The organism is Streptomyces sp. PKU-EA00015, assembly GCF_013387495.1.
Taxonomy (GTDB): domain Bacteria; phylum Actinomycetota; class Actinomycetes; order Streptomycetales; family Streptomycetaceae; genus Streptomyces.
Genome location: NZ_JABZEE010000088.1, coordinates 1 through 20914 on the forward strand (window position 1 = coordinate 1; position 20914 = coordinate 20914).

A 20914-nucleotide genomic window follows, 5' to 3' on the forward strand; every position below is an offset into this window, starting at 1 on the left:
CGGAGAAGGCCAGACCCATGATCCACATGTCGGCGCCGACGCCCGGCGAGCGGACGGCGTCCGACAGCGGGGAGTAGGCGAACCAGCCGAAGTCGGCCGCACCCTGCGGGGTGAGGAAGCCGGCCACCGCGATCAGCGAGCCGAAGAGGTACAGCCAGTACGCGAACATGTTCAGCCGCGGGAACGCCACGTCGGGCGCGCCGATCTGCAGCGGCATGATCCAGTTCGCGAAACCGGCGAACAGCGGCGTCGCGAACATCAGCAGCATGATCGTGCCGTGCATCGTGAACGCCTGGTTGAACTGCTCGTTCGACATGATCTGCGTGCCGGGACGGGCCAGTTCGGCGCGCATGAAGAGCGCCATCAGGCCACCGATGCAGAAGAAGACGAACGAGGTGACGAGGTAGAGCGTGCCGATCGTCTTGTGGTCGGTGGTCGTCAGCCACTTCACGACGACGTTGCCGGGCTGCTTGCGCCGGACCGGCAGCTCGTTCTCGTACGAGTCTTCACCTGCCGCGGCGGCACCCTGGGGTTCGTTGAGGATGCTCACAGTTGGTTCTTCTCCGCATTCCTGGCCGGGTCCGTCTGCTCAATGCCCGACGGGATGAAGCCGGTCTGCCCCTTCTCGGCGAGCTCCTTCAGGTGCTGCTGGTAGCGCTCCGGGGAGACGACCTTGACGTTGAAGAGCATCCGGGAGTGGTCGACGCCGCAGAGCTCGGCGCACTTGCCCAGGAAGGTGCCCTCCCTGTTCGGGGTGACCTCGAAGACGTTGGTGTGGCCGGGGATGACGTCCTGCTTGAACAGGAAGGGGACCACCCAGAAGGAGTGGATGACGTCGCGAGAGGTCAGGATGAACCGGACCTTCTCCCCCTCGGGGAGCCACAGCGTCGGGCCCGGGTTGCCCGTCTGCGGGTTCCGGGTGCCGGGGATACCGGCGTCGTAGACGCCCTCGGCACCCTCGGGGAAGCTCTCCTGGTACTTGTCCGGAACGGCGTCGAGCTCCTTGGGGACCTCGACTCCGGTCTTGGCGTCGCCGTCGACGTTCTCGACGTAATTGAAGCCCCAGCTCCACTGGTAGCCGACCACGTTGATGGTGTGGGCGGGCTTTTCCGAGAGGGCGAGCAGCTTCGACTCGTCACGCGCGGTGAAGTAGAAGAGCACCGAAACGATGATGATCGGGACCACGGTGTACAGCGCCTCGATGGGCATGTTGTACCGGGTCTGCGGAGGGACCTCCACCTTGGTGCGGCTGCGCCGGTGGAAGAACATGCTCCACAGGATCAGTCCCCACACCAGCACGCCCGTGGCGAGCGCTGCCGCCCACGAGCCCTGCCAGAGGGAGAGGATCCGCGGGGCCTCCTCCGTCACCGGGGTGGGCATGCCCAGCCGGGGGAAGTCCTCCCAGTTGTATGAGCAACCGGAGGCGGTAGCCAGGATCAGGCCCGCAGTCAGCACCTGCGGCAGCTTCCGCCGCATCGGGCGCCGCGACGAGCGGTCGGAGCCGTTGGGACTCACGTAGCGCCTTCCCGAGAGTCTCGGCCCGCGCGACCGGCTGCGGCCGTCTCGCTGGTCGGTCGCCGGCCCTGACGCGGGCAGGGGTTTGGATGTTTATGCGGACCAAACCCTACTGGACGCCATTTGGGGTCGCGCGGGGAGGGTGCCCAACGCGCCGTCCGACACCCCGAAGGGATGGAAAGCCCAGCCCGGAGGCCCGGAATGCCCCGCTCCGGCCCCCATCTGACGTCCCCTCTCCTCTCCGGAGTTAGCGTGAGAACGTGCCCTACTTCGATGCCGCATCCTCCGCCCCCCTGCACCCCGTCGCACGACAGGCCCTGCAGGCCTCGCTCGACGAGGGCTGGGCCGACCCGGCCCGGCTCTACCGCGAAGGGCGGCGGGCGAGGCTGCTGCTGGACGCCGCCCGGGAGGCGGCCGCGGAGGCCGTCGGCTGCCGCCCGGACGAGATCGTCTTCACTCCATCGGGGACGCACGCGCTGCACTCCGGGATCTCCGGCGCGCTCGCCGCGCGTCGGCGTGTCGGCCGCCACCTCGTGGTGTCCTCCGTCGAGCACTCCGCCGTGCTCCACTCGGCGGCCTCGTGGGAGTCGGCGGGCGGGTCGGTGACGGAGGTGGCGGTGGACAGGCTCGGCTCGGTGTCCGCCGACGAGTTCGCCGCCGCCCTCGGCGCCGGGACGGCACTGGCCTGTCTCCAGTCCGCCAATCACGAGGTGGGCACCGAACAGCCGGTCGGCGCGGTGGCCGACGCCTGCCGGGAGGCGGGCGTGCCGCTGCTGGTGGACGCGGCGCAGTCCCTGCCCTGGGGGCCGGTGGAGGGCGACTGGTCGCTGCTGGCCGCGAGCGCGCACAAGTGGGGCGGGCCGGCGGGGGTCGGGCTGCTCGCGGTGCGCAAGGGTGTCCGGTTCGCCCCGCAAGGTCCCGTCGACGAGCGGGAGTCGGGGCGCGCACCGGGCTTCGAGAACATCCCGGCGATCGTGGCGGCGGCGGCGTCGCTGCGCGCGGCCCGCGCGGAGGCGGCGGAGCAGGCCGTGCGCCTGCGGGCCCTGGTGGACCTGATCCGCACCCGGGTGCCGGAGCTCGTGCCCGACGTGGAGGTGGTGGGCGACCCGGTACGGCGGCTCCCCCATCTGGTGACCTTCTCCTGTCTCTATGTCGACGGGGAGACCGTGCTGCACGAGCTGGACCGGGCGGGTTACTCGGTGTCGTCCGGTTCGTCGTGCACGAGCAGCACGCTGACGCCGAGCCATGTGCTGCGGGCGATGGGGGTGCTGTCGGAGGGGAACGTCCGGGTGTCGCTGCCGCTCGGTACGACGTCCGCGGAGGTGGACGGCTTCCTTCAGGAGCTGCCGCGGGTGGTGTCGTCGGTCCGCGAGCGGCTCGGCGCGCCGGTGCCCTCGGCGGTGGAGCCGTCCGGCTCGGACGCGTCGCTCGTCGTGGACGCGCTGGGCAGGAGGTGCCCCATCCCGGTCATCGAACTGGCGAAGGTGATCGGCGACGTGCCGCTCGGCGCGACGGTGACGGTGCTCTCGGACGACGAGGCGGCCCGGCTGGACATCCCGGCGTGGTGCGGGATGCGGGGCCAGGAGTACGTGGGGGAACGGGAGGCGGAGCGAGGCGTGGCGTACGTGGTGCGGCGTCTGTCGTAGCGCGGGGCCGGGCGCCCGCGGCGGGCTGTTCCCCTGCCCGCCCTCCCGCTACGGCCTGGCGGCCGGGGGCGGTACCGCACCCGGAAACCGGGGCAAGCCCCGGACCCCGTACCGCGCTGCGCACGGTGCCTCGGTCTCGCCCTACGGCCTGGCGGCCGTGGGAGTGCCCTGGACGGTCTGATTTCGCTCCGCGAAATCCAGCCCGCTGGGGCACTCCCTCTGGCTTTGCCGGGGGGTGCTCCCCACGGCCGCCAGGCCTTGGGGGAAGTTCGAGGCGCTGGGGATCCCCCCACGCCCGCAGGGCGTAAGGGGCGGGTCCACTGGGCCCCACGTTCGTGGCGTAGGCGAGGAGCCCCCAGGGGATCAGGACAGGTGGGCGTGGACCTCGGAGGCCGCCTCGTGGCCGTACGCCTTCGTGAAGCGCTCCATGAAGTGCGCGCGCCGCAGCGTGTACTCCTGCGTGCCCAGCGTCTCGATCACCAGCGTCGCCAGCATGCAGCCCACCTGCGCCGCCCGCTCGTGGTCCACACCCCACGACAGGCCCGACAGGAAGCCGGCCCGGAACGCGTCACCGACGCCCGTCGGGTCGATCTTGGCCTCCTCCTCCGGGCAGCCGACCTCGATCGTCTCCTTGCCCGCCGCCTCGATGCGGACGCCCTGGGAGCCGAGCGTGGTGACGCGATGGCCGACCCTCGCCAGGATCTCCGCGTCGGTCCAGCCGGTCTTGGACTCGATGAGGCCCTTCTCGTACTCGTTGGAGAACAGGTACGCGGCACCGTCCAGCAGTATCCGGATCTCGTCACCGTCCATGCGCGCGATCTGCTGCGAGAAGTCCGCGGCGAACGGGATGGCGCGGGAGCGGCACTCCTCCGTGTGGCGCAGCATCGCCTCGGGATCGTCCGCGCCGATCACGACCAGGTCCAGGCCGCCCACCCGGTCGGCCACGGACTTGAGCTCGATCTGGCGGGCCTCGCTCATCGCGCCCGTGTAGAAGGAGCCGATCTGGTTGTGGTCGGCGTCCGTGGTGCACACGAAGCGGGCGGTGTGCAGGACCTCGGAGATGCGCACCGAGGCGGTGTCCACGCCGTGGCGGTCGAGCCAGGCACGGTACTCGTCGAAGTCCGAGCCGGCCGCGCCGACCAGGATCGGCCCGGTGCCCAGCTGGCCCATGCCGAAGCAGATGTTCGCCCCGACACCACCCCTGCGCACATCGAGGTTGTCGACGAGGAAGGACAGGGAGACCGTGTGCAGCTGGTCCGCGACCAACTGGTCGGCGAAGCGGCCGGGGAAGGTCATGAGGTGGTCGGTGGCGATGGAGCCGGTGACTGCGATACGCACGGTGAGGCGCTCCTGGGGCGGGCTGGCAGTGTCAGTCCACGCTACCGGGTCCCGGGCCCCCTCCACGTGCGGAAACTACCCGATAGTAGGGCTTTTTTCCGTCAGTCCCAGGTGCGTACGGTGCCGCTATGACGAAGCACATCGCCGCGCGCGAGTCGCGGGAGTCCGAGATGAGTCTCGACCAGCTGCGCGGCGACTGCGCGCGCATGGCACCGCACTGGGTCGTCCCCGCGGTGAAGGCACCCGCGCCGGTGCATCACTCGCTCATCCACGGGGTCGTGGTGCCGCCCGCATCGGCCCGGCTCGTGGACGCGATGTCCGACTACGGCGACTGATCCGGCGACTCGGCCGAGCGACGCGAGGGAACCACACGCTCCCCCGCTCCGTCCCATCCGTGCCCTCCGCAGCAGGAGGCACGAGACAAGGAGCGATGCGGTGAGCAGCACGGACAAGACGCACGACGGCCCTCGCCACCGGCGTTCCCCGCTCGTCGTCGCCTCGGTGGCGGCGGCGGTGCTGGTCGCCGGGGGAGGCGGGGCGTACGTCGCGACCACCGGCGTGGGCAGCGGCAGCGACACGGCGGCGGACGCGAAGAGCGAGGCCGGCAAGGACGGGACCGCTCCGCTGCTCTCCCTGGACGTGCCGGGGAGCGTCGACGGCGGTGCGGGCTCCATCGCTCCTGGCGAGCCCGACCCGAACGGCGGCGGCGTGGTCTACCGGGCCTCGGGCGACCTGCCCGAGGGCCCCGAGCGGGCAGCCGTGCACCGGGCGGCCGGCTCGGTGACGGAGGCCGAGGTCGCGCGGCTGGCGAAGGCGCTCGGTGTGGCGGGTTCACCGCGGCAGGCCGGTGCGGCCTGGAAGATCGGGTCCGACAAGGACGGCGCGGGCCCCCTGCTCCAGGTGAACAAGGATGCTCCGGGCACCTGGACGTTCGCCCGCTACGGGGCCGCGCCCGGCGACGACTGCCTGAAGGGCAAGGACTGTCCGGCGGGCGGCTCCGTCGCGCCGGGCGAGCCCGGACCGGCGGTCGACGAGGCGGCGGCGAAGAAGGCGGCGGCGCCGGTGCTGGCCGCGGTCGGCCAGGACGACGCGAAGCTCGACGCCCGCCAGCTGATGGGCGCGGTACGGGTGGTGAACGCGGACCCGGTGGTGGGCGGCCTGCCCACGTACGGCTGGACCACCGGCATCCAGGTCGGCGCGGACGGCCAGGTCGTGGGCGGCAGCGGCCAGCTGAAGAAGCCCGTGAAGTCCCACAGCTATCCGGTGGTCTCCGCCGACGAGGCGGTGAAGGCGCTGAACGAGGCCGGAAAGGGCGGCCCGATCGGCATCGGCGGCTGCGCGACGCCCGTACCGCACAAGGACGACATGCGCACGGGCGAGCAGCCCGCCGCTCCGTGCGAGCGGGCGGGCGACGCTCCTGCGCCGGAGGAGCTGACCATCGAGAAGGCCGTCTTCGGTCTGGCGGCGCAGTACGTGGACGGGCGGCAGGCGCTGGTGCCGTCCTGGCTGTTCCAGGTCGCGGCCAAGGGCCAGGCCGAGCCGTTCACGGTCACGCATCCCGCCGTGGAGCCGGCCTATCTCAAGGCCGCGGAGCCCCCGCAGAAGGACATCACTCCGAGCGACCCGGAGAAGAAGGTCCCGTCGCCGCCGGCCATCTCGTACAGCGCCGACGGCAGGACGCTGAAGGTGACGTTCTGGGGCGGGGTCTGCAGCGACTACGAGGCGCGGGCGACCGAGAGCCCCGACGAGGTGAGGGTCGAGATCGTCGAACCGAATCCGGACCCGGACCGGGTGTGCATCGCCATGGCCAAGGAACTCACGGAGTCGGTGACGCTGGACGCGCCCCTGGACGGCCGGAAGGTCGTGGACGCGAGCACGGGCAAGGCGCTGCCCCGCAAGGGATAGCCGCCACAGAAAGCACCGCCTGCGTACGGCGAAGGCGGCGGTCCCGGAATCGGAGCCGCCGCCTTTCGCCGTGCGAGGACGGGATGTCTCAGCTGAACGAGTCGCCGCAGGCGCAGGAGCCCGTCGCGTTCGGATTGTCGATCGTGAAGCCCTGCTTCTCGATGGTGTCGACGAAGTCGATCGACGCACCGCCCAGGTACGGGGCGCTCATGCGGTCCGTGACGACCTTCACGCCGCCGAAGTCCTTGACGACGTCGCCGTCGAGCGAACGCTCGTCGAAGAACAGCTGGTAGCGCAGACCGGAGCAGCCGCCGGGCTGAACAGCGACGCGCAGGGCCAGGTCATCACGGCCTTCCTGGTCCAGCAGGGCCTTGACCTTGGCCGCGGCGGCGTCGGACAGGAGGATGCCGTCGCTCACGGTGGTGGTCTCGTCCGATACGGACATCTGCTTCTCTCCCGGGTAGTACGGAGACTGCTTGCCGACGGGTGCAACCGGCCGGGTCCCGGATTCATTCCGGGCGAGCCCTAGTCTTTCCCTTTCATGCTCGCACACCTGGTCGGCGCAAGGCACCGGCCTGTGGAGAGGGGGTGCGTCACATCGACGCTATGGACATCGTCAAAGTGACGTGAACCGGTTATGATAGATAGCGTCAAATAGACGAGAAGCCCCTCTGTCAGACGAAGAAAGGGTGCGTGTCGTGACCACCGCCCCAACCCGCCCCGAGCTCGACGTCCAGCCGACGCCGCTCGCCCTTCTGCTGCTCGGCCGCGAGGCCGACCCCCGCAGCGAGCGCGGCGTCGAGTGCCCCGGCGACCTGCCCTCGCCGTCCGACCCGGACCTGGTGGAGCGCGCCCGCGCGGCCAAGGAGAAGCTCGGCAGCAAGGTCTTCGTCCTGGGGCACCACTACCAGCGTGACGAGGTCATCCAGTTCGCGGACGTCACCGGCGACTCCTTCAAGCTGGCCAAGGACGCCGCGGCGCGGCCGGAGGCCGAGTACATCGTCTTCTGCGGTGTGCACTTCATGGCCGAGTCGGCGGACATCCTGACCACCGACGACCAGAAGGTCGTGCTGCCCGACCTGGCGGCCGGCTGCTCGATGGCCGACATGGCCACGGCCGAGCAGGTCGCCGAGTGCTGGGACGTGCTGACGGAGGCGGGCATCGCCGAGCAGGTCGTTCCCGTGTCGTACATGAACTCCTCGGCGGACATCAAGGCGTTCACCGGCAAGCACGGCGGCACGATCTGTACGTCGTCGAACGCCAAGCGGGCGCTGGACTGGGCCTTCGAGCAGGGCGAGAAGGTCCTCTTCCTGCCGGACCAGCACCTGGGCCGCAACACCGCCGTCCGCGACATGGGGATGTCCCTGGACGACTGCGTGGTCTACAACCCGCACAAGCCGAACGGCGGACTCACGGTCGAGCAGCTGCGGGACGCCAAGATGATCCTGTGGCGCGGGCACTGCTCGGTGCACGGCCGCTTCTCGCTGGACTCGGTCGACGACGTGCGCGAGCGGATCCCCGGCGTGAACGTGCTGGTGCACCCCGAGTGCAAGCACGAGGTCGTCGCGGCCGCGGACTACGTGGGCTCGACCGAGTACATCATCAAGACGCTGGAGGCGGCCCCGGCCGGCTCGAAGTGGGCCATCGGTACGGAGCTGAACCTGGTCCGTCGCCTGGCGAATCGTTTCGCGGACGAGGGCAAGGAGATCGTCTTCCTCGACAAGACGGTCTGCTTCTGCTCCACGATGAACCGCATCGACCTGCCGCACCTGGTGTGGGCGCTGGAGTCGCTGGCCGAGGGGAATCTGGTCAACCGCATCCAGGTCGACAAGGAGACGGAGAGCTTCGCGAAGCTGGCGCTGGAGCGGATGCTGGCGCTGCCGTAGCCGCTCGCCCGTACGCCGAGGGGCGCCCCGCCGGATGGCGGAGCGCCCCTCGGCGCGTTTCCGGCGCGGGCCCCCTCCCCCGGACCGTCCGGGTGCGGCGGCGGTCCCTGTGCCCTGCTGGGGAGTAAGGCGCCGGGCGGGCTACTCCACCCCCGGACGTACCAGGCCGGACTCGTACGCCGTGACCACCAGCTGGGCCCGGTCGCGGGCGCCGAGCTTCGCCATCGTCCGGTTCACATGGGTCTTGACGGTGAGCGGGCTGACTTCGAGACGGTCGGCGATCTCGTCGTTGGAGTGCCCGCCGGCGACCAGCATCAGCACCTCGCGCTCGCGGCCGGTGAGGGCGGACAGCCGCTCGGCGTACGCCCCGGGCTCGGCGGGGGCGTCCGAACGACCGCCCTGCGCAAGGAACTTCGCGATCAGTCCCTTGGTCGCCACCGGGGACAGCAGCGCGTCTCCGGCAGCGGCGACGCGGATCGCGTTCAGCAGCTCCTCGGGCTCGGCGCCCTTGCCGAGGAAACCGGAGGCGCCGGCGCGCAGCGACTGGACGACGTACTCGTCCACCTCGAACGTCGTCAGCATGACCACCCGTACGTGTGACAGGTCCCGGTCCGCGCTGATCATGCGGGTCGCGGCGAGCCCGTCCGTGCCGGGCATGCGGATGTCCATGAGGACGACGTCGGCGCGCGCGGAACGGGTGAGGGCCACGGCCTCCGCGCCGTCGGCGGCCTCGGCGACGACCTCCATGTCCGGCTCGGAGTCCACAAGGATCCTGAACGCGCTGCGCAGCAGCGTCTGGTCGTCGGCCAGCAGCACCCGGATGGTCATCGGTCCTCCCCCGCGCGGGCGGCCCGCGCATGCAGGGGCAGTATCGCCTGCACCCGGAAGCCGCCGCCGTAGCGGGGGCCCGCGGTCAGGGTGCCGCCGAGCGCGGCGGCCCTCTCGCGCATGCCGATCAGACCGTGGCCGCCGCCGTCCGACGGGGCCGGGCCGTCGGCGCCGTTGTCGATCACGGTCACCTCCAGCGTGGAGCCGACACGCACGACGCTCACCTCGGCCTTGGCCTCCGGGCCCGCGTGCTTCTGCACATTGGTCAGCGACTCCTGGATGATCCGGTACGCGGCGAGGTCGACGGCCGCGGGCGCCGTGACGCCGTCGTCGGCGCGGGCGACCTCGACGGGCAGCCCGGCCTGGCGGAAGGTGGCGACCAGTTGGTCGAGGACGGCGAGGCCGGGGGCCGGTTCGGTGGGCGCCTCGGGGTCGCCGGACTGGCGCAGCAGGCCGACGGTGGCGCGCAGTTCGTCGAGCGCGGAGCGGCTGGCCTCGCGAACGTGGGCGAGGGCCTCCTTGGCCTGGTCGGGCCGCTTGTCCATGACGTGGGCGGCGACGCCGGCCTGCACGTTGACCAGGGCGATGTGGTGGGCGACGACGTCGTGCAGATCGCGGGCGATGCGCAGCCGCTCCTCGGCGACGCGGCGCCCGGCCTCCTCCTCGCGGGTCCGCTCGGCGCGCTCGGCCCTCTCCCGTATGGCGTCCACGAAGGCGCGGCGGCTGCGGACCGCGTCGCCGGCGGCGGCCGCCATGCCGGTCCAGGCGAAGATGCCGAGGTTCTCCTGGGTGTACCAGGGCGTGGAGCCGAAGGACATCGCGGCGCCGGTGAGCACGGCCATCGTCAGCAGTCCGACGCGCCAGGTCGTGGGCCGGTCGGTGGTGGACGCGACGGTGTAGAGGGCGATGACGGCGCTCATCGCGACGGGCGCGGCGGGATCGCCGGCCACGAGCTCGACGACGGACACGAGACCGGTCACGCCGAGCACGGCCATCGGCTCGCGCCGCCGGAAGACGAGGGCTCCCGCGGCGACGACCATCAGGACGGCGCTGCGGACCTCGGGGGTGCGGGTGCCGAAGGTGGGGCCGTGGGGGCCGTGGGGGTCGGCGAAGGACCCGGTGACCATGCAGATGAGCACGGCGACGGCCAGCGCGGCGTCGAACGCCAGGGGGTGGGCGCGCAGCCAGTGCTGGGTCCGGGAGACCCGGTCGGCGAGTGAGGTCACGTCCGGCTACGTTACGGGGTGCGCGGGCCGGTCACCCGGGGCTCGGTCCGGGGAACCCGCGCCACACGAAGCGCCGTACGGGCCGGGGGCCGGTCAGTCCGGGGGCTCCACCGGCGCCGGGTCGTCGGAGGGCACCGTGCGGGAGGACTCCGGTTCCGGGGGCGGGGGGATCAGACCGTCCTCGCCCAGCAGCTCCCGGACCTCCTCCAGCGTCGCGTCCGGCGTGGGAAGGATCAGCTCGGACGGCTCCAGGGAGGCATCGGGCACCGGCTCACCGAACTCGCGGACCTTTTCGAGCAGGGCGTGCAGCGTCCGGCGGAAGCCGGTGCCGTCGCCGCTCTCCATCTCCGCGAGCAGCTCGTCGTCGAGCTTGTTCAGCTCCGCGAGGTGGCTGTCCGCCACCTCCAGCTGTCCCTCCCCCATGATCCGTACGATCATGACGAGTCCTCGTCTCGTGTGGGACTACTGCTTGTCGAACTTCGGGGTGCTCTGCTGCTGCGGCGTCGCGTCCTGACGGCCCGCGCCGCCCTCGATCGCCTGCTGCTGCGCCGGGCCGCCGGCCAGCTCGGCCTTCATGCGCTGGAGCTCCAGCTCGACGTCCGTGCCACCGGAGAGACGGTCGAGCTCGGCCTGGATGTCGTCCTTCGCCAGGCCCGACTGGTCGTCGAGGGCGCCGGAGGCGAGCAGCTCGTCGATCGCGCCCGCCCTCGCCTGGAGCTGCGCGGTCTTGTCCTCGGCGCGCTGGATGGCGACACCGACGTCGCTCATCTCCTCCGAGATGCCGGAGAAGGACTCCGCGATCCGGGTCTGCGCCTGGGCGGCGGTGTACGTCGCCTTGATCGTCTCCTTCTTCGTACGGAAGGCGTCGACCTTGGCCTGCAGCCGCTGCGCGGCGAGCGTGAGCTTCTCCTCCTCGCCCTGCAGCGTCTGGTGCTGGGTCTCCAGGTCGGTCACCTGCTGCTGGAGCGCCGCCCGGCGGGAGAGCGCCTCGCGGGCCAGGTCCTCGCGGCCCAGCGCCAGCGCCTTGCGGCCCTGGTCCTCCAGCTTGGCGGACTGGCCCTGGAGCTGGTTGAGCTGGAGCTCGAGGCGCTTGCGGGACGTGGCGACGTCCGCGACTCCGCGGCGGACCTTCTGCAGCAGCTCCAGCTGCTTCTGGTACGAGTAATCGAGGGTTTCGCGCGGGTCCTCGGCCCGGTCAAGGGCCTTGTTCGCCTTCGCGCGGAAGATCATCCCCATACGCTTCATGACACCGCTCATGGGCTTCGCGCGCCCCCTTCTGACGGACTCGGCTTCCCACCACTCAACAGAACCCACAGTACGGGCCCTGCATCCATTACCGCACTGTTCGAGTGCGGATGCGCTCCTCCCCAAGGACGACTGCGAACGGCTCCGATCCGGCCCAGGGAGTAGGTGATCGTCAGGGGCCCGTCACGCGCCGTCCGCTCTGTGGTGCTTGTGTCCTTTACGGACGCATGCCGTTGCGGGATCGTTCCCCGCGGGGGTGGGGTCCATGCCTGGCACCCCGTACCCTTGGGCTTTGTGTTCCGTAGCCGTTCCAAGGAAGAGAAGGCCCCCACCGAAAAGGTGACGGCGGACCTCTCCAAGCAGCCCCGCGACCCCGAGGCCCCCAAGGGCCGCCCGACGCCCAAGCGCAGTGAGGCCCAGGGCCAGCGCCGCCGTGCGTCCAGCCCACCGCTGGACCGCAAGGAGGCGATGAAGCGCCAGCGCGAAGCCCGCCGTGCGGACCTGGCCAAGCAGCGCGAGGCCCTCGCCAGCGGTGACGAGCGCTACCTGCCGGCCCGTGACAAGGGCCCGGTGCGGCGCTTCGTGCGCGACTTCGTCGACTCCCGCTTCTGCATCGCCGAGTTCTTCCTGCCGCTCGCGGTGGTGATCCTCGTGCTGAGCATGATCCGGGTCGCCCAGCTGCAGAACATCGCTCTGCTGCTGTGGCTCGGTGTGATCGTGCTGATCGTCATCGACTCCATCGGTCTGGCGATCCGGCTCAAGAAGCAGCTGCGCGAGCGCTTCCCGAACGAGCCGAAGCGCGGCGCTGTCGCGTACGGCCTGATGCGTACGCTCCAGATGCGGCGGCTGCGCCTTCCCAAGCCGCAGGTCAAGCGCGGAGAGCGGCCCTGAGCACGTACTCCGCCCAGCCCTCGGGGTTCGCCGGGGCGTCGGCCGAGTGGCTCGCGGGTGCGGGTGGACTGCGCAACACCGTGCGACAGGAACTCGTCGCCCGTCAGCTGGAGGAGCAGATCTCCAGCCGCTACCCGGTGGGGCAGCGGCTGCGGGTGCTCGACGTGGGCATGGGCCAGGGCACGCAGGCGCTGCGGCTGGCGCGGGCCGGGCACACGGTCACGGGCGTGGAGTCGGACCCGGTCATGCTGAAGGCGGCGCGTGACGCGCTCGTCGGCGAACCGGCCGGGATCCGCGAGCGGGTCCGGCTGATCGAGGGCGACGGGCGCGACACCGGCGTCCACTTCCTGCCGGGCAGCTTCGACGTGGTGCTGTGCCACGGCGTGCTCATGTACGTCGCCGACGCGGACGCCATGCTCGCCGGCCTCGCGCGGATGCTGGCTCCGGGCGGTCTGCTGTCCCTGCTCGTGCGCAACGGCGACGCGCTGGCGATGCGGCCGGGGCTGGCCGGTGACTGGCCGGCGGCCAGGGCCGCGTTCGACACGGACACATACACCAACCGGCTCGGGCTGACCGTGCGGGCCGACCGGCTGGCGGCGCTGACGGAGACGCTCGAGGGGATCAACGCTCCGCTGCACGCGTGGTACGGGGTGCGGGTCTTCACGGACAACGTCGGCAACGACGTCGAACTGCCCCCGGCGGAGGAGCTCCATCAGCTGCTCGCCGTGGAGGAGCGGGCGGGGCGCGCCGACCCGTACCGGCGGGTGGCGGCGCTGCTGCACCTGTGCGGAGTGCGGCGGGCCTGAAGGCGACGGGCCTCCAGCGGGGCCCGTTTGCCCCGGCCTCGCAGGCCGTACGCCGCCGGTGCCTCCCGCCCCGCAGGCCCCGGCGCCGCGGGCCCTGAGCGCCGTGGCCTACGCCCCTGATCGGCGGCTCCCGGCGGGCACCCCCCAAGCGGCAAAAGGGATACTCCGGGCATGAGTGCATCCCCGCACCGCCGTCCGCCGCGCCGCCTTCCGCTGCCCGCCGCGGCCGTGCTCTGCGTGACCGTGCTCTGCGTGGCCGTGCTCGTCGGCGGCTGCTCGCAGGCGTCAGCGCCGCAGCCGTCCGCGCCGTCGGCCCGGGATGCGGCGCACGCCATGGCTCCGCGGGCCGCGAACGAGCTGGAGGACGACTACCTGGCCGTCATCAAGAACGTGCTCCCGTCGGTTGTGCAGATCGAGGCGGGTGAGAGTCTCGGCTCCGGGGTCGTCTACGACGACAAGGGACACATCGTCACGAACGCGCATGTGGTGGGCGACGCCCGGTCGTTCCGGGTGACGCTGGCGACGGGCGGGGCGCCGGCGACCGCGCGGCTGGTCTTCTCGTACCCGGAACAGGATCTCGCGGTCATCCGCCTTCGGTCCGTGCCCGACGGACTGAAGGCGGCGAAATTCGGTGACTCCTCCACGGTCCAGGTCGGGCACATCGTGCTGGCCATGGGCTCGCCGCTGGGTCTGTCCAGCAGCGTCACCCAGGGCATCGTCTCGGGGGTCGGCCGGACGGTGAGCGAGACCGCACGGGACGGCGGGACCGGGGCGACGATCGCCAACATGGTGCAGACCTCGGCCGCGATCAACCCGGGCAACAGCGGGGGCGCGCTGGTCAACATGGAGAGCGAGGTCATCGGCATCCCCACGCTCGCCGCGACGGATCCCGCGCTGGGCGAGGGCCAGGCGCCCGGCATCGGCTTCGCCATCCCGGTCTCGATGGTGCGCACGGTGGCCGACCAGATCATCAGGACGGGCCGGGTCACGGACTCGGGCCGGGCCGCGCTCGGCATCACGGGCCGCACCGTCCTCGACGACGACTACACCCCGACCGGTGTGGCGGTGGTCGAGGTCGTGGCGGGCGGCGCCGCGGAACAGGCGGGACTGCGGGCCGGTGACATCATCACCAAGCTCGGGAACGAGGAGATCACGACCATCACGTCGCTGGCGGAGACACTGGCCTCGCAGCAGCCGGGCGACAAGGTGACGGTGACGTACGAACGGGGCGGCTCGCAGCGCACGGCGGAGGTCACGCTGGGCGAGATCTGACGTAGGGCCCGGGACCGCCGCGCCCGGAGGTCGCGCGATTGCCGGCGATGTGCGGGCCGGGCCACGCCCTCGGCGCGGCCCGGTGCGCCGTCCGCTCGGGGCTACGACGCGTGGAGGCTCATCGGGCCGTAGATCTTCGACCCGTCCTCCGACAGCACCACCTGGTCCGCCCCGCCCTCCTGGAGCTCCTTCCAGTGCTCACCGATCCACGACTCGGCGTCGCCCTGGGTGGTGAACTCCTCCGGCTCCACGGCCGGCTGCACCTCCGTACCGTCGGACTTCTCGAACCGCCACGTCCATGCCATGTGCGCCTCCGGGTCCTGGCAGCTGATCAGTTTGCTGCCCGCAGCGTAGCCGGGCGCGCACCCGCCGGGGGGACGCGGGAGGATCAGGGACGTGGAACTGACTCTGCTCGGCACCGGCGCGCCCGCCGGACTCCCCCGTCCCGACTGCCCCTGTGCCGTCTGCGCGACCGCTCGCGGCGCCGAGGCACGGGCCGCCACCGCCCTGCTCGTGGACGGCGCACTGCTGCTCGACCTCACGCCTGGAGCCGCGCTGGCGGCTGCACGGGCGGGGCATTCACTCGTCGGCGTACGCCAGGTGCTGCTGACCCATCCGCACGACGGGCCCGCCGTCGACCTCCCGGCCGGACTGCCGGCGGCCGGCCGGGTCCCGGACGGGCGGGAGCTGACGCTGATCAGCGGTCACCGGGTGCGGGCGGTGTCGGTGGACGCTCCCGGCACCGCATATGAGGTGACGTCGCCGGAGGGCGAGCGGCTGCTGTACCTGCCGCCGGGCGCGGCGGCGGCCGGTCTGGCCGAGGGGCTCGCGGCGTACGAGATGGTCGTCGCGGACGTCGTGGGGCGGCCCGACGCGGTGGCGCGGCTGCGGGCCGCGGGGGCGATCGGCTCCACGACCGACGTGATCGCCGTCCATATCGACCACCACGTGCCCGGCGGTCCCGAGCTGGCGCGGCGGCTGGCGGCCGCGGGGGCGCGGGCGGTGCCGGACGGGACGACGCTGATCGTCGGCGAGTACCACGCGGTCCCGGACGTGCCCCGGCGCACGCTGGTGACCGGCGGGGCCCGTTCGGGCAAGTCGCTGGAGGCGGAGCGGCGGCTGGAGGCGTTCCCGGACGTGCTCTACGTCGCGACCGGCGGGCGCCGCGACGGTGACGCCGAGTGGGCGGCGCGGGTGGCCGCGCACCGCGAGCGGCGGCCGGGTTCGTGGCGTACGACCGAGACGTGCGACCTGGCGCCGCTCCTCGGCGAGGACGGGCCGCCGCTGCTGATCGACTGTCTGTCGCTGTGGCTGACCGACGCGATGGACCGGGCGGAGGCGTGGGACGACGCGCAGTGGGCGGCGCACGGCGAGCGGACGTTGCGCGCGCGGACGGCCGAACTGGTGGCCGCGGTGCGGGAGACGAGCCGGACGGTGGTGGCGGTCACGAACGAGGTCGGCTCGGGAGTGGTGCCGGCGACGCCGTCGGGCCGCCGGTTCCGCGACGAACTGGGCCGCCTGAACGCGGCGTTCGCCGAGGAGTGCGAGCATGTGCTGCTGGTGGTCGCGGGGCAGGTGCTGCCCCTGCGGGGCTGAGCCCTGCGGGGGCTGCTGCGGCGAGGGGCGCCTTTCCCCACCCCGCCCTCCCCCTACGGCCGCCAGGCCGTAGGGGGAGATTGAGCCGCTGGGGATCCCCCACGCCCGCAGGGCGTAGGTGGGGGTCCCTCCCACGGCCGCCAGGCCGTAGGTGGGGGTCCCTCCCACGGCCGCCAGGCCGTAGGGGGCGGGTCCGGGGGCAGCGCCCCCGGTTCAGGGAAGGGGCGCGGTGGGGAAACGGTACTGTTCGGCGAATGAGCAGGCTGAATCTCGACGACTTCTCCGATCTGATCGAGCGCCCCGACAGCGGCATCCGGCGCGACGCCGAGGAACGGCGGGAGCGGCTGGTCGTGCCGCCCGGTTCGCTGGGGCGGCTCGACGAGCTGGGTGAGTGGCTCGCGGCCGCGCAGGCCGCCGTCCCCGTCAGGGCCATCGAGCAGCCGCGCGTCGTGCTGTTCGCCGGCGACCACGGCGTCGCCGAACTGGGCGTGTCCGGGCGGGAGTCGGGTACCGCGTACGAGCTGGTGCGGGCCGTGCTGGAGGGCGTGAGCCCCGTCGCCGTGCTGGCCCGCCGCTCCGGCGTGCCGGTGCGGATCGTCGACGCCGGACTGGACTGCGATCCCGGGCTGCTGCCCGAGGACGTCGTGAAGCACCGGGTGCGGCGCGGCAGCGGACGTATCGACATCGAGGACGCGCTGACCGCCGAGGAGGCCGAGCAGGCCGTACGCCTCGGCATGGCGATCGCCGACGAGGAGGCCGACTCCGGCACGGACCTGGTCGTCCTGGGCGACCTCAGCGTCGGCGGCACCACGGCCGCCGCCACCCTGATCGCCGCGCTGTGCGGCACGGACGCGTCCGTGGTCACCGGTCGCGGCGGGGCCGGGATCGACGACCTGGCCTGGATGCGCAAGTGCGCGGCGATCCGCGACGCGCTGCGCCGGGCGCGGCCGGTGCTGGGCGACCAGCTGGAGCTGCTCGCGACCGTCGGCGGCGCGGACCTGGCCGCGATGACCGGTTTTCTCCTGCAGTGCGCGGTGCGCCGGATGCCGGTCGTCCTGGACGGTGTCGTGGGGGCGGCGTGCGCTCTGGTGGGCCAGCGCGCGGCGTTCCGTTCGCCGGACTGGTGGCTCGCGGGTCAGCTCAGCGGCGAGCCGGCGCAGGCGAAGGCGCTGGACCGGCTGGCGCTCACCCCGCTGCTCGACCACGGCGTCACGGTCGGCGAGGGAACGGGGGCACTGCTCGCTTTCCCCCTGGTCCAGGCGGCGGCCGCCTTCGCGGCGGAGCTCCCCGAGCGGGAGCCCGAGACGGGCGGGACGGACGGGGACGACGACGACACGAGCGGGACGGACTGACGGACCCGGCGGATGCGGCCGCCGACGGGACGGCGGCCGCAGCACGGCCCCGCGTGACCCGGAATGCCCCATATGATCCCATTTCATGGGAGAAGTCCGTTCGTTCGGTGAAGAGTCCAGGCGCAGTACCGCACGCACACGGCGCAGCGCGGCATTCGCCGTCTGGTACCTGCGGGTCGTGACGTTCCTCAACTTCCTGAGCGCCGTGTGGGTGGCCTTCGGCCAGGACCTGCGCCGCCACAACACGGACAACTACTTCACCCCCTACCTGCTCACCGCGGGCTTCGCCTCGGGCGTGTTCACCCTCTTCCTGGCCATCACCATGCGGCGCCGCAAACGGGCCGCGTGGATCCTGAACCTCGTCCTCGGCGGGGTGTTCCTGCTGCTGTTCGCCTTCGCGATGACCTTCCCCGAGATCCGGCAGCACCCCCAGAACTGGATCTCCCTCGTGCTCAGCGCCGCCTTCATGGCCGCGCTGCTGCTCGGCCGCCGCGAGTTCTACGCGAAGGGCGACCGCTCCAACCCGAGGCTGGCCACAGCCGTCGCCGTCGGCGGACTGCTGGTGACCTCCCTGCTCGCCACCGGCCTCGTCACCGTCGCCAACACCTCCCCCCAGAGCTCGACGTTCCTGGAGCGCTGGCGCTACGGCGCGATGCGGCTCGTGTCCATCGCCGTCGACGAGGACCGCTTCCCCGAGATCACCACGCCCGGCTGGGTGGACGTCCTCATCAACGTCATGTCCATGTTGCTGCTGCTGGCCGTGCTGTACGCGGCGTTCCGTTCGCGCCGGGCCGTCGACCCGCTCACCGAGGACGACGAGGCGAGGCTGCGCGCCCTGCTGGAGCGGCACGGCGAGCGGGACTCTCCCCCAGCCTTCGGCCGGGGGTACCCCCATCTCGCTTCGCTCGGCTACTTCGCGCTGCGCCGCGAGAAGAGCGTCGTGTGGTCGCCGACCGGCAAGGCGGCCGTGGCGTATCGCGTGGTGGGCGGGGTCTCGCTCGCGTCGGGCGACCCGATCGGCGACCCGGAGGCGTGGCCCGGCGCGATCGAGCCCTGGCTGGCCGAGGCCCGCGAGCACGGCTGGATCCCGGCGGTGATGGGAGCGGGCGAGGAAGCGGGCACCGTGTACGCCCGGCACGGCATGGACGCCCTCGAACTCGGCGACGAGGCGATCGTCGAAACGGCCGACTGGGGGCCCGGAGGCCAATCCCCGGGGAAAGGCAGCATGCTGGAGGGCCGGGCGATGCGCTCCGTGCGCCAGGCCTGCAACCGGGTCCGCCGCGCCGGGTACCGGGTGCGGATCCGCCGCCACGAGGACATCCCCGAGCCGGAGATGCGCGCGCTGCTGCGGCGTGCCGACGACTGGCGCGACGGCGCCACCGAGCGCGGCTTCTCGATGGCGCTGGGGCGGCTCGGCGACCCGGCGGACGGGCGCTGCGTGATGCTCGAGTGCACGGACGGCGAGGGCGAGCTCAAGGCGCTGCTGAGCTTCGTGCCCTGGGGGCCGAAGGGGCTGTCGCTGGATCTGATGCGGCGCGAGCGCGAGGCGGAGAACGGACTGACGGAGTTCATGGTCATCGAACTCCTCCAGCGCGCCGAAGAGATCGGGATCACTCACGTCTCGCTCAACTTCGCGATGTTCCGGTCGGTCTTCGAACGGGGCTCGAAGCTCGGTGCGGGGCCGGTGCTGAGGCTGTGGCGTTCGCTGCTCGGCTTCTTCTCCCGCTGGTGGCAGATCGAGTCCCTCTACCGGGCCAACGCCAAGTACCGACCGATCTGGGAGCCGCGATTCATGCTCTTCGAGAAGAGCGCCGATCTGCTGCGCATCGGCGTCGCAGCCGCACGCGCCGAGGGGTTCGTGAAGGCCCCGGGACTGCTGGGGGTCCCCCCGGGCGAGGTCTGGGGGAGGCTGCACCGCCGCCGGCTTCCGGGGAGCGCCCGGTGAGCACGGCGTCCGTTGCGGCGTTCGCGCGCCGTGAGTGGGGCGCGCTGTACGCGACAGTCCGTGCCGCACTCGTACGGGGGCGGTGGCGGGCGATCGCGCTCACCCTCGTCTCCGTCGGGCTCACCGCCTTCTTCTATGTGCTCCAGCACCGGCCCCGGGGCCTGCGGCTGGTCCACGACGTCGGCTTCGTCCGGGCGGAGGACCCGCTGTGGCTCGCCCTGCTGCGTACACCGCTGTCGCTGTTCGTGCCGGCGCTGGACCTGCCCGTGTGGGGTGCGCTGGCACAGATCCTGCTGGTGTTCGGCATCGCGGAGCTGACTCTGGGGCGGTGGCGCACGCTGGTCGTCGCCTACGTGTCGACGCTGGCCGGGACGACGTACGCGCGGATCGGTGTCGCCGTGGGCCCGGACGGGCCGTTCGGGCTGCCCGCCTCGGACGCGCGGATCGTGGACACGGGGCCGTCGGCGGCGGTGGTCGGGCTCGCGGTGTTCGTCTGCTACCGCTACAGGGCGTGGGTCACGGCGGGTCTGGTCGTCGTGGCGATGATCGTCGAAGTGATCGTCAAGCCGAACCTGGCGGGCAAGGAGCACCTGGCGGCGATCGGCGCGGTACTGGTGGTGTGCGGGGCGGACGCGCTGCTGCGCCGGCGCCGTCAGTGTCTGCGGGTCGGCAGCCGGTCGGGCGCGCCGCCGATCAGGTCCTGAAACCGCCGGCGCAGTCGGCCCCAGCGCCGGTCGTGGCGGGTGGCGCGCAGCACGGACTTGGCGCGGGCGCGGGGCCGGCGGCGATAGGCGCGGCGGGCCCACGGTGAGCCGGGCCGGGCGAGCCGTACCGCGCCGAACAGGGCGACGAAGGGGACGAGGACGCCGATCAGGGCCATCCGCAGCTTGCCCTTGAAGAGGGCGACGACGACCAGGAGGAAGTTGCCGACGAGGGTGAGGATCAGCGAGGCGCGGTTCTGCCGTTCGTCGGGCGTGAGGTCGTTGACCCCGAGGGGCGACGAGCCGGCCAGCACGAGGAGGGCGAGGGCCGCGGCGAGCACGACGACCTCGACGCTCTGGCGGCCCTGTTCGCTCCAGTAGACGTCGTCGAGGTGGAGGATCAGCGCGAACTCGTCGAGCACGAGCCCCACGCCCGCCCCGAAGACGACGGCGCCGACGCAGGCGGTGACGCTGCGCCGGTCGCCGCCGAGGGACACGAACCCGCCGACCACGGCGAGGATGACGCCGGGCACGACGTGGTGGATGTGCATGCCGCCCGGAGACACGTTCCTGAAGGGCCCGCGGCCCGCGCGGATCATCCGGGTCACCGTGCGCGTGACGAGGAAGGTGATGACGAACGAGGCCAGCGCGAGCAGCATGGGGAGCTTTCCCGGCTCGACGAAGTTGTCATAGAACCAGTGACCCATGCCACCTGCTTCCGGTTCGCGCGTTATGGGCGATTCAGCTTCGCAGGCGTCGGGC

The 20914-nt window shown here is 72.2% G+C and carries 20 protein-coding genes and 1 pseudogene; 11 read left to right on the forward strand and 10 right to left on the reverse strand.

The features are described 5' to 3' along the window. Together HW130_RS33625 and coxB are read right to left on the reverse strand one after the other, a co-directional pair. The coding region (locus HW130_RS33625; RefSeq protein ID WP_177153572.1) for a cbb3-type cytochrome c oxidase subunit I at positions 1–550 on the reverse strand (550 nt) is incomplete at its 3' end. Beyond that, positions 547–1515, reverse strand: a complete 969-nt coding sequence (coxB, locus tag HW130_RS33630) for a cytochrome c oxidase subunit II (protein WP_177153573.1) — start codon at positions 1513–1515, stop codon at positions 547–549. The genes HW130_RS33625 and coxB, both read right to left, overlap by 4 nt. A 260-nt stretch (positions 1516–1775) precedes the next feature. On the opposite strand from coxB, the gene HW130_RS33635 reads away from it, so the two are divergent. Further along, positions 1776–3161, forward strand: a complete 1386-nt coding sequence (locus HW130_RS33635; protein ID WP_177153574.1) for a cysteine desulfurase/sulfurtransferase TusA family protein — start codon at positions 1776–1778, stop codon at positions 3159–3161. A gap of 363 nt (positions 3162–3524) precedes the next feature. Here the strand turns inward: HW130_RS33635 and HW130_RS33640 are convergent, their stop codons facing one another. Beyond that, positions 3525–4499, reverse strand: coding sequence for a carbohydrate kinase family protein (locus HW130_RS33640; RefSeq protein WP_177153575.1), 975 nt, complete (start codon positions 4497–4499; stop codon positions 3525–3527). Between the two features lie 128 nt (positions 4500–4627). Here HW130_RS33640 and HW130_RS33645 point away from each other — a divergent pair, with 128 nt between their 5' ends. Together HW130_RS33645 and HW130_RS33650 are read left to right on the forward strand one after the other, a co-directional pair. Beyond that, positions 4628–4834 carry a hypothetical protein gene (locus tag HW130_RS33645; protein ID WP_177153576.1) on the forward strand — a complete coding sequence of 69 codons (207 nt, stop codon included), beginning with the start codon at positions 4628–4630 and terminating at the stop codon, positions 4832–4834. Between the two features lie 100 nt (positions 4835–4934). Further along, a complete protein-coding gene (locus HW130_RS33650) occupies positions 4935–6404 on the forward strand; it encodes a hypothetical protein (protein ID WP_177153577.1) in 1470 nt (489 codons plus the stop codon). 88 nt (positions 6405–6492) lie between these two features. Here HW130_RS33650 and HW130_RS33655 read toward each other — a convergent pair whose 3' ends face one another. Continuing rightward, a complete protein-coding gene (locus tag HW130_RS33655) occupies positions 6493–6849 on the reverse strand; it encodes an iron-sulfur cluster assembly accessory protein (RefSeq protein WP_030745999.1) in 357 nt (118 codons plus the stop codon). A 244-nt stretch (positions 6850–7093) separates the two neighbouring features. Between HW130_RS33655 and nadA the strand changes: the two genes are divergently transcribed. After that, on the forward strand, positions 7094–8290 hold the full coding sequence (gene nadA, locus HW130_RS33660; RefSeq protein ID WP_177153578.1) for a quinolinate synthase NadA: 1197 nt from the start codon (positions 7094–7096) through the stop codon (positions 8288–8290). 141 nt (positions 8291–8431) lie between these two features. On the opposite strand, the gene HW130_RS33665 is transcribed toward nadA, so the two are convergent. The 4 genes and pseudogenes from HW130_RS33665 to HW130_RS33680 all read right to left on the reverse strand — a co-directional run bounded on the left by HW130_RS33665 (position 8432) and on the right by HW130_RS33680 (position 11601). Then, positions 8432–9118, reverse strand: coding sequence for a response regulator transcription factor (locus HW130_RS33665; RefSeq protein ID WP_177153579.1), 687 nt, complete (start codon positions 9116–9118; stop codon positions 8432–8434). After that, on the reverse strand, positions 9115–10344 hold the full coding sequence (locus HW130_RS33670; protein ID WP_177153580.1) for a sensor histidine kinase: 1230 nt from the start codon (positions 10342–10344) through the stop codon (positions 9115–9117). The genes HW130_RS33665 and HW130_RS33670 overlap by 4 nt, the downstream gene beginning before the upstream one ends. Positions 10345–10509: 165 nt before the next feature. Then, positions 10510–10782: pseudogene (locus HW130_RS33675) on the reverse strand (hypothetical protein); the annotation flags it as partial. Between the two features lie 24 nt (positions 10783–10806). Next, positions 10807–11601, reverse strand: coding sequence for a PspA/IM30 family protein (locus HW130_RS33680; protein ID WP_177153581.1), 795 nt, complete (start codon positions 11599–11601; stop codon positions 10807–10809). 282 nt (positions 11602–11883) lie between these two features. Here HW130_RS33680 and HW130_RS33685 point away from each other — a divergent pair, with 282 nt between their 5' ends. The 3 genes from HW130_RS33685 to HW130_RS33695 all read left to right on the forward strand — a co-directional run bounded on the left by HW130_RS33685 (position 11884) and on the right by HW130_RS33695 (position 14558). Then, the gene (locus HW130_RS33685; RefSeq protein ID WP_177153582.1) at positions 11884–12480 is read left to right on the forward strand and encodes a DUF3043 domain-containing protein; all 597 of its coding nucleotides are present in this window, start codon (positions 11884–11886) and stop codon (positions 12478–12480) included. A gap of 80 nt (positions 12481–12560) precedes the next feature. After that, positions 12561–13286, forward strand: coding sequence for a bifunctional 2-polyprenyl-6-hydroxyphenol methylase/3-demethylubiquinol 3-O-methyltransferase UbiG (locus HW130_RS33690; protein ID WP_177153583.1), 726 nt, complete (start codon positions 12561–12563; stop codon positions 13284–13286). Positions 13287–13457: 171 nt separating this feature from the next. Further along, positions 13458–14558, forward strand: a complete 1101-nt coding sequence (locus HW130_RS33695) for a S1C family serine protease (RefSeq protein WP_177153584.1) — start codon at positions 13458–13460, stop codon at positions 14556–14558. A gap of 101 nt (positions 14559–14659) precedes the next feature. Here the strand turns inward: HW130_RS33695 and HW130_RS33700 are convergent, their stop codons facing one another. Continuing rightward, complete coding sequence (locus tag HW130_RS33700; RefSeq protein ID WP_177153585.1) at positions 14660–14863, reverse strand: hypothetical protein; 204 nt, start codon at positions 14861–14863, stop codon at positions 14660–14662. A 91-nt stretch (positions 14864–14954) separates the two neighbouring features. Here HW130_RS33700 and HW130_RS33705 point away from each other — a divergent pair, with 91 nt between their 5' ends. The 4 genes from HW130_RS33705 to HW130_RS33720 all read left to right on the forward strand — a co-directional run bounded on the left by HW130_RS33705 (position 14955) and on the right by HW130_RS33720 (position 20155). Continuing rightward, entirely contained in the window at positions 14955–16154 is a 1200-nt protein-coding gene (locus HW130_RS33705; RefSeq protein WP_177153586.1) for a bifunctional adenosylcobinamide kinase/adenosylcobinamide-phosphate guanylyltransferase, read from the forward strand. Between the two features lie 254 nt (positions 16155–16408). Next, positions 16409–17506, forward strand: coding sequence for a nicotinate-nucleotide--dimethylbenzimidazole phosphoribosyltransferase (gene cobT, locus HW130_RS33710; RefSeq protein WP_177153587.1), 1098 nt, complete (start codon positions 16409–16411; stop codon positions 17504–17506). Positions 17507–17591: 85 nt separating this feature from the next. After that, positions 17592–19451 (forward strand): phosphatidylglycerol lysyltransferase domain-containing protein, encoded by a 1860-nt coding sequence (locus HW130_RS33715; protein ID WP_177153588.1) that lies wholly within the window; start codon positions 17592–17594, stop codon positions 19449–19451. Continuing rightward, a complete protein-coding gene (locus HW130_RS33720) occupies positions 19448–20155 on the forward strand; it encodes a hypothetical protein (RefSeq protein WP_177153589.1) in 708 nt (235 codons plus the stop codon). Before HW130_RS33715 ends, HW130_RS33720 begins: the two co-directional genes overlap by 4 nt. Here HW130_RS33720 and HW130_RS33725 read toward each other — a convergent pair. Next, positions 20104–20859, reverse strand: coding sequence for a hypothetical protein (locus HW130_RS33725; protein ID WP_177153590.1), 756 nt, complete (start codon positions 20857–20859; stop codon positions 20104–20106). The two genes, HW130_RS33720 and HW130_RS33725, sit on opposite strands and share 52 nt — an antisense overlap. Positions 20860–20914: the final 55 nt, after the last annotated feature.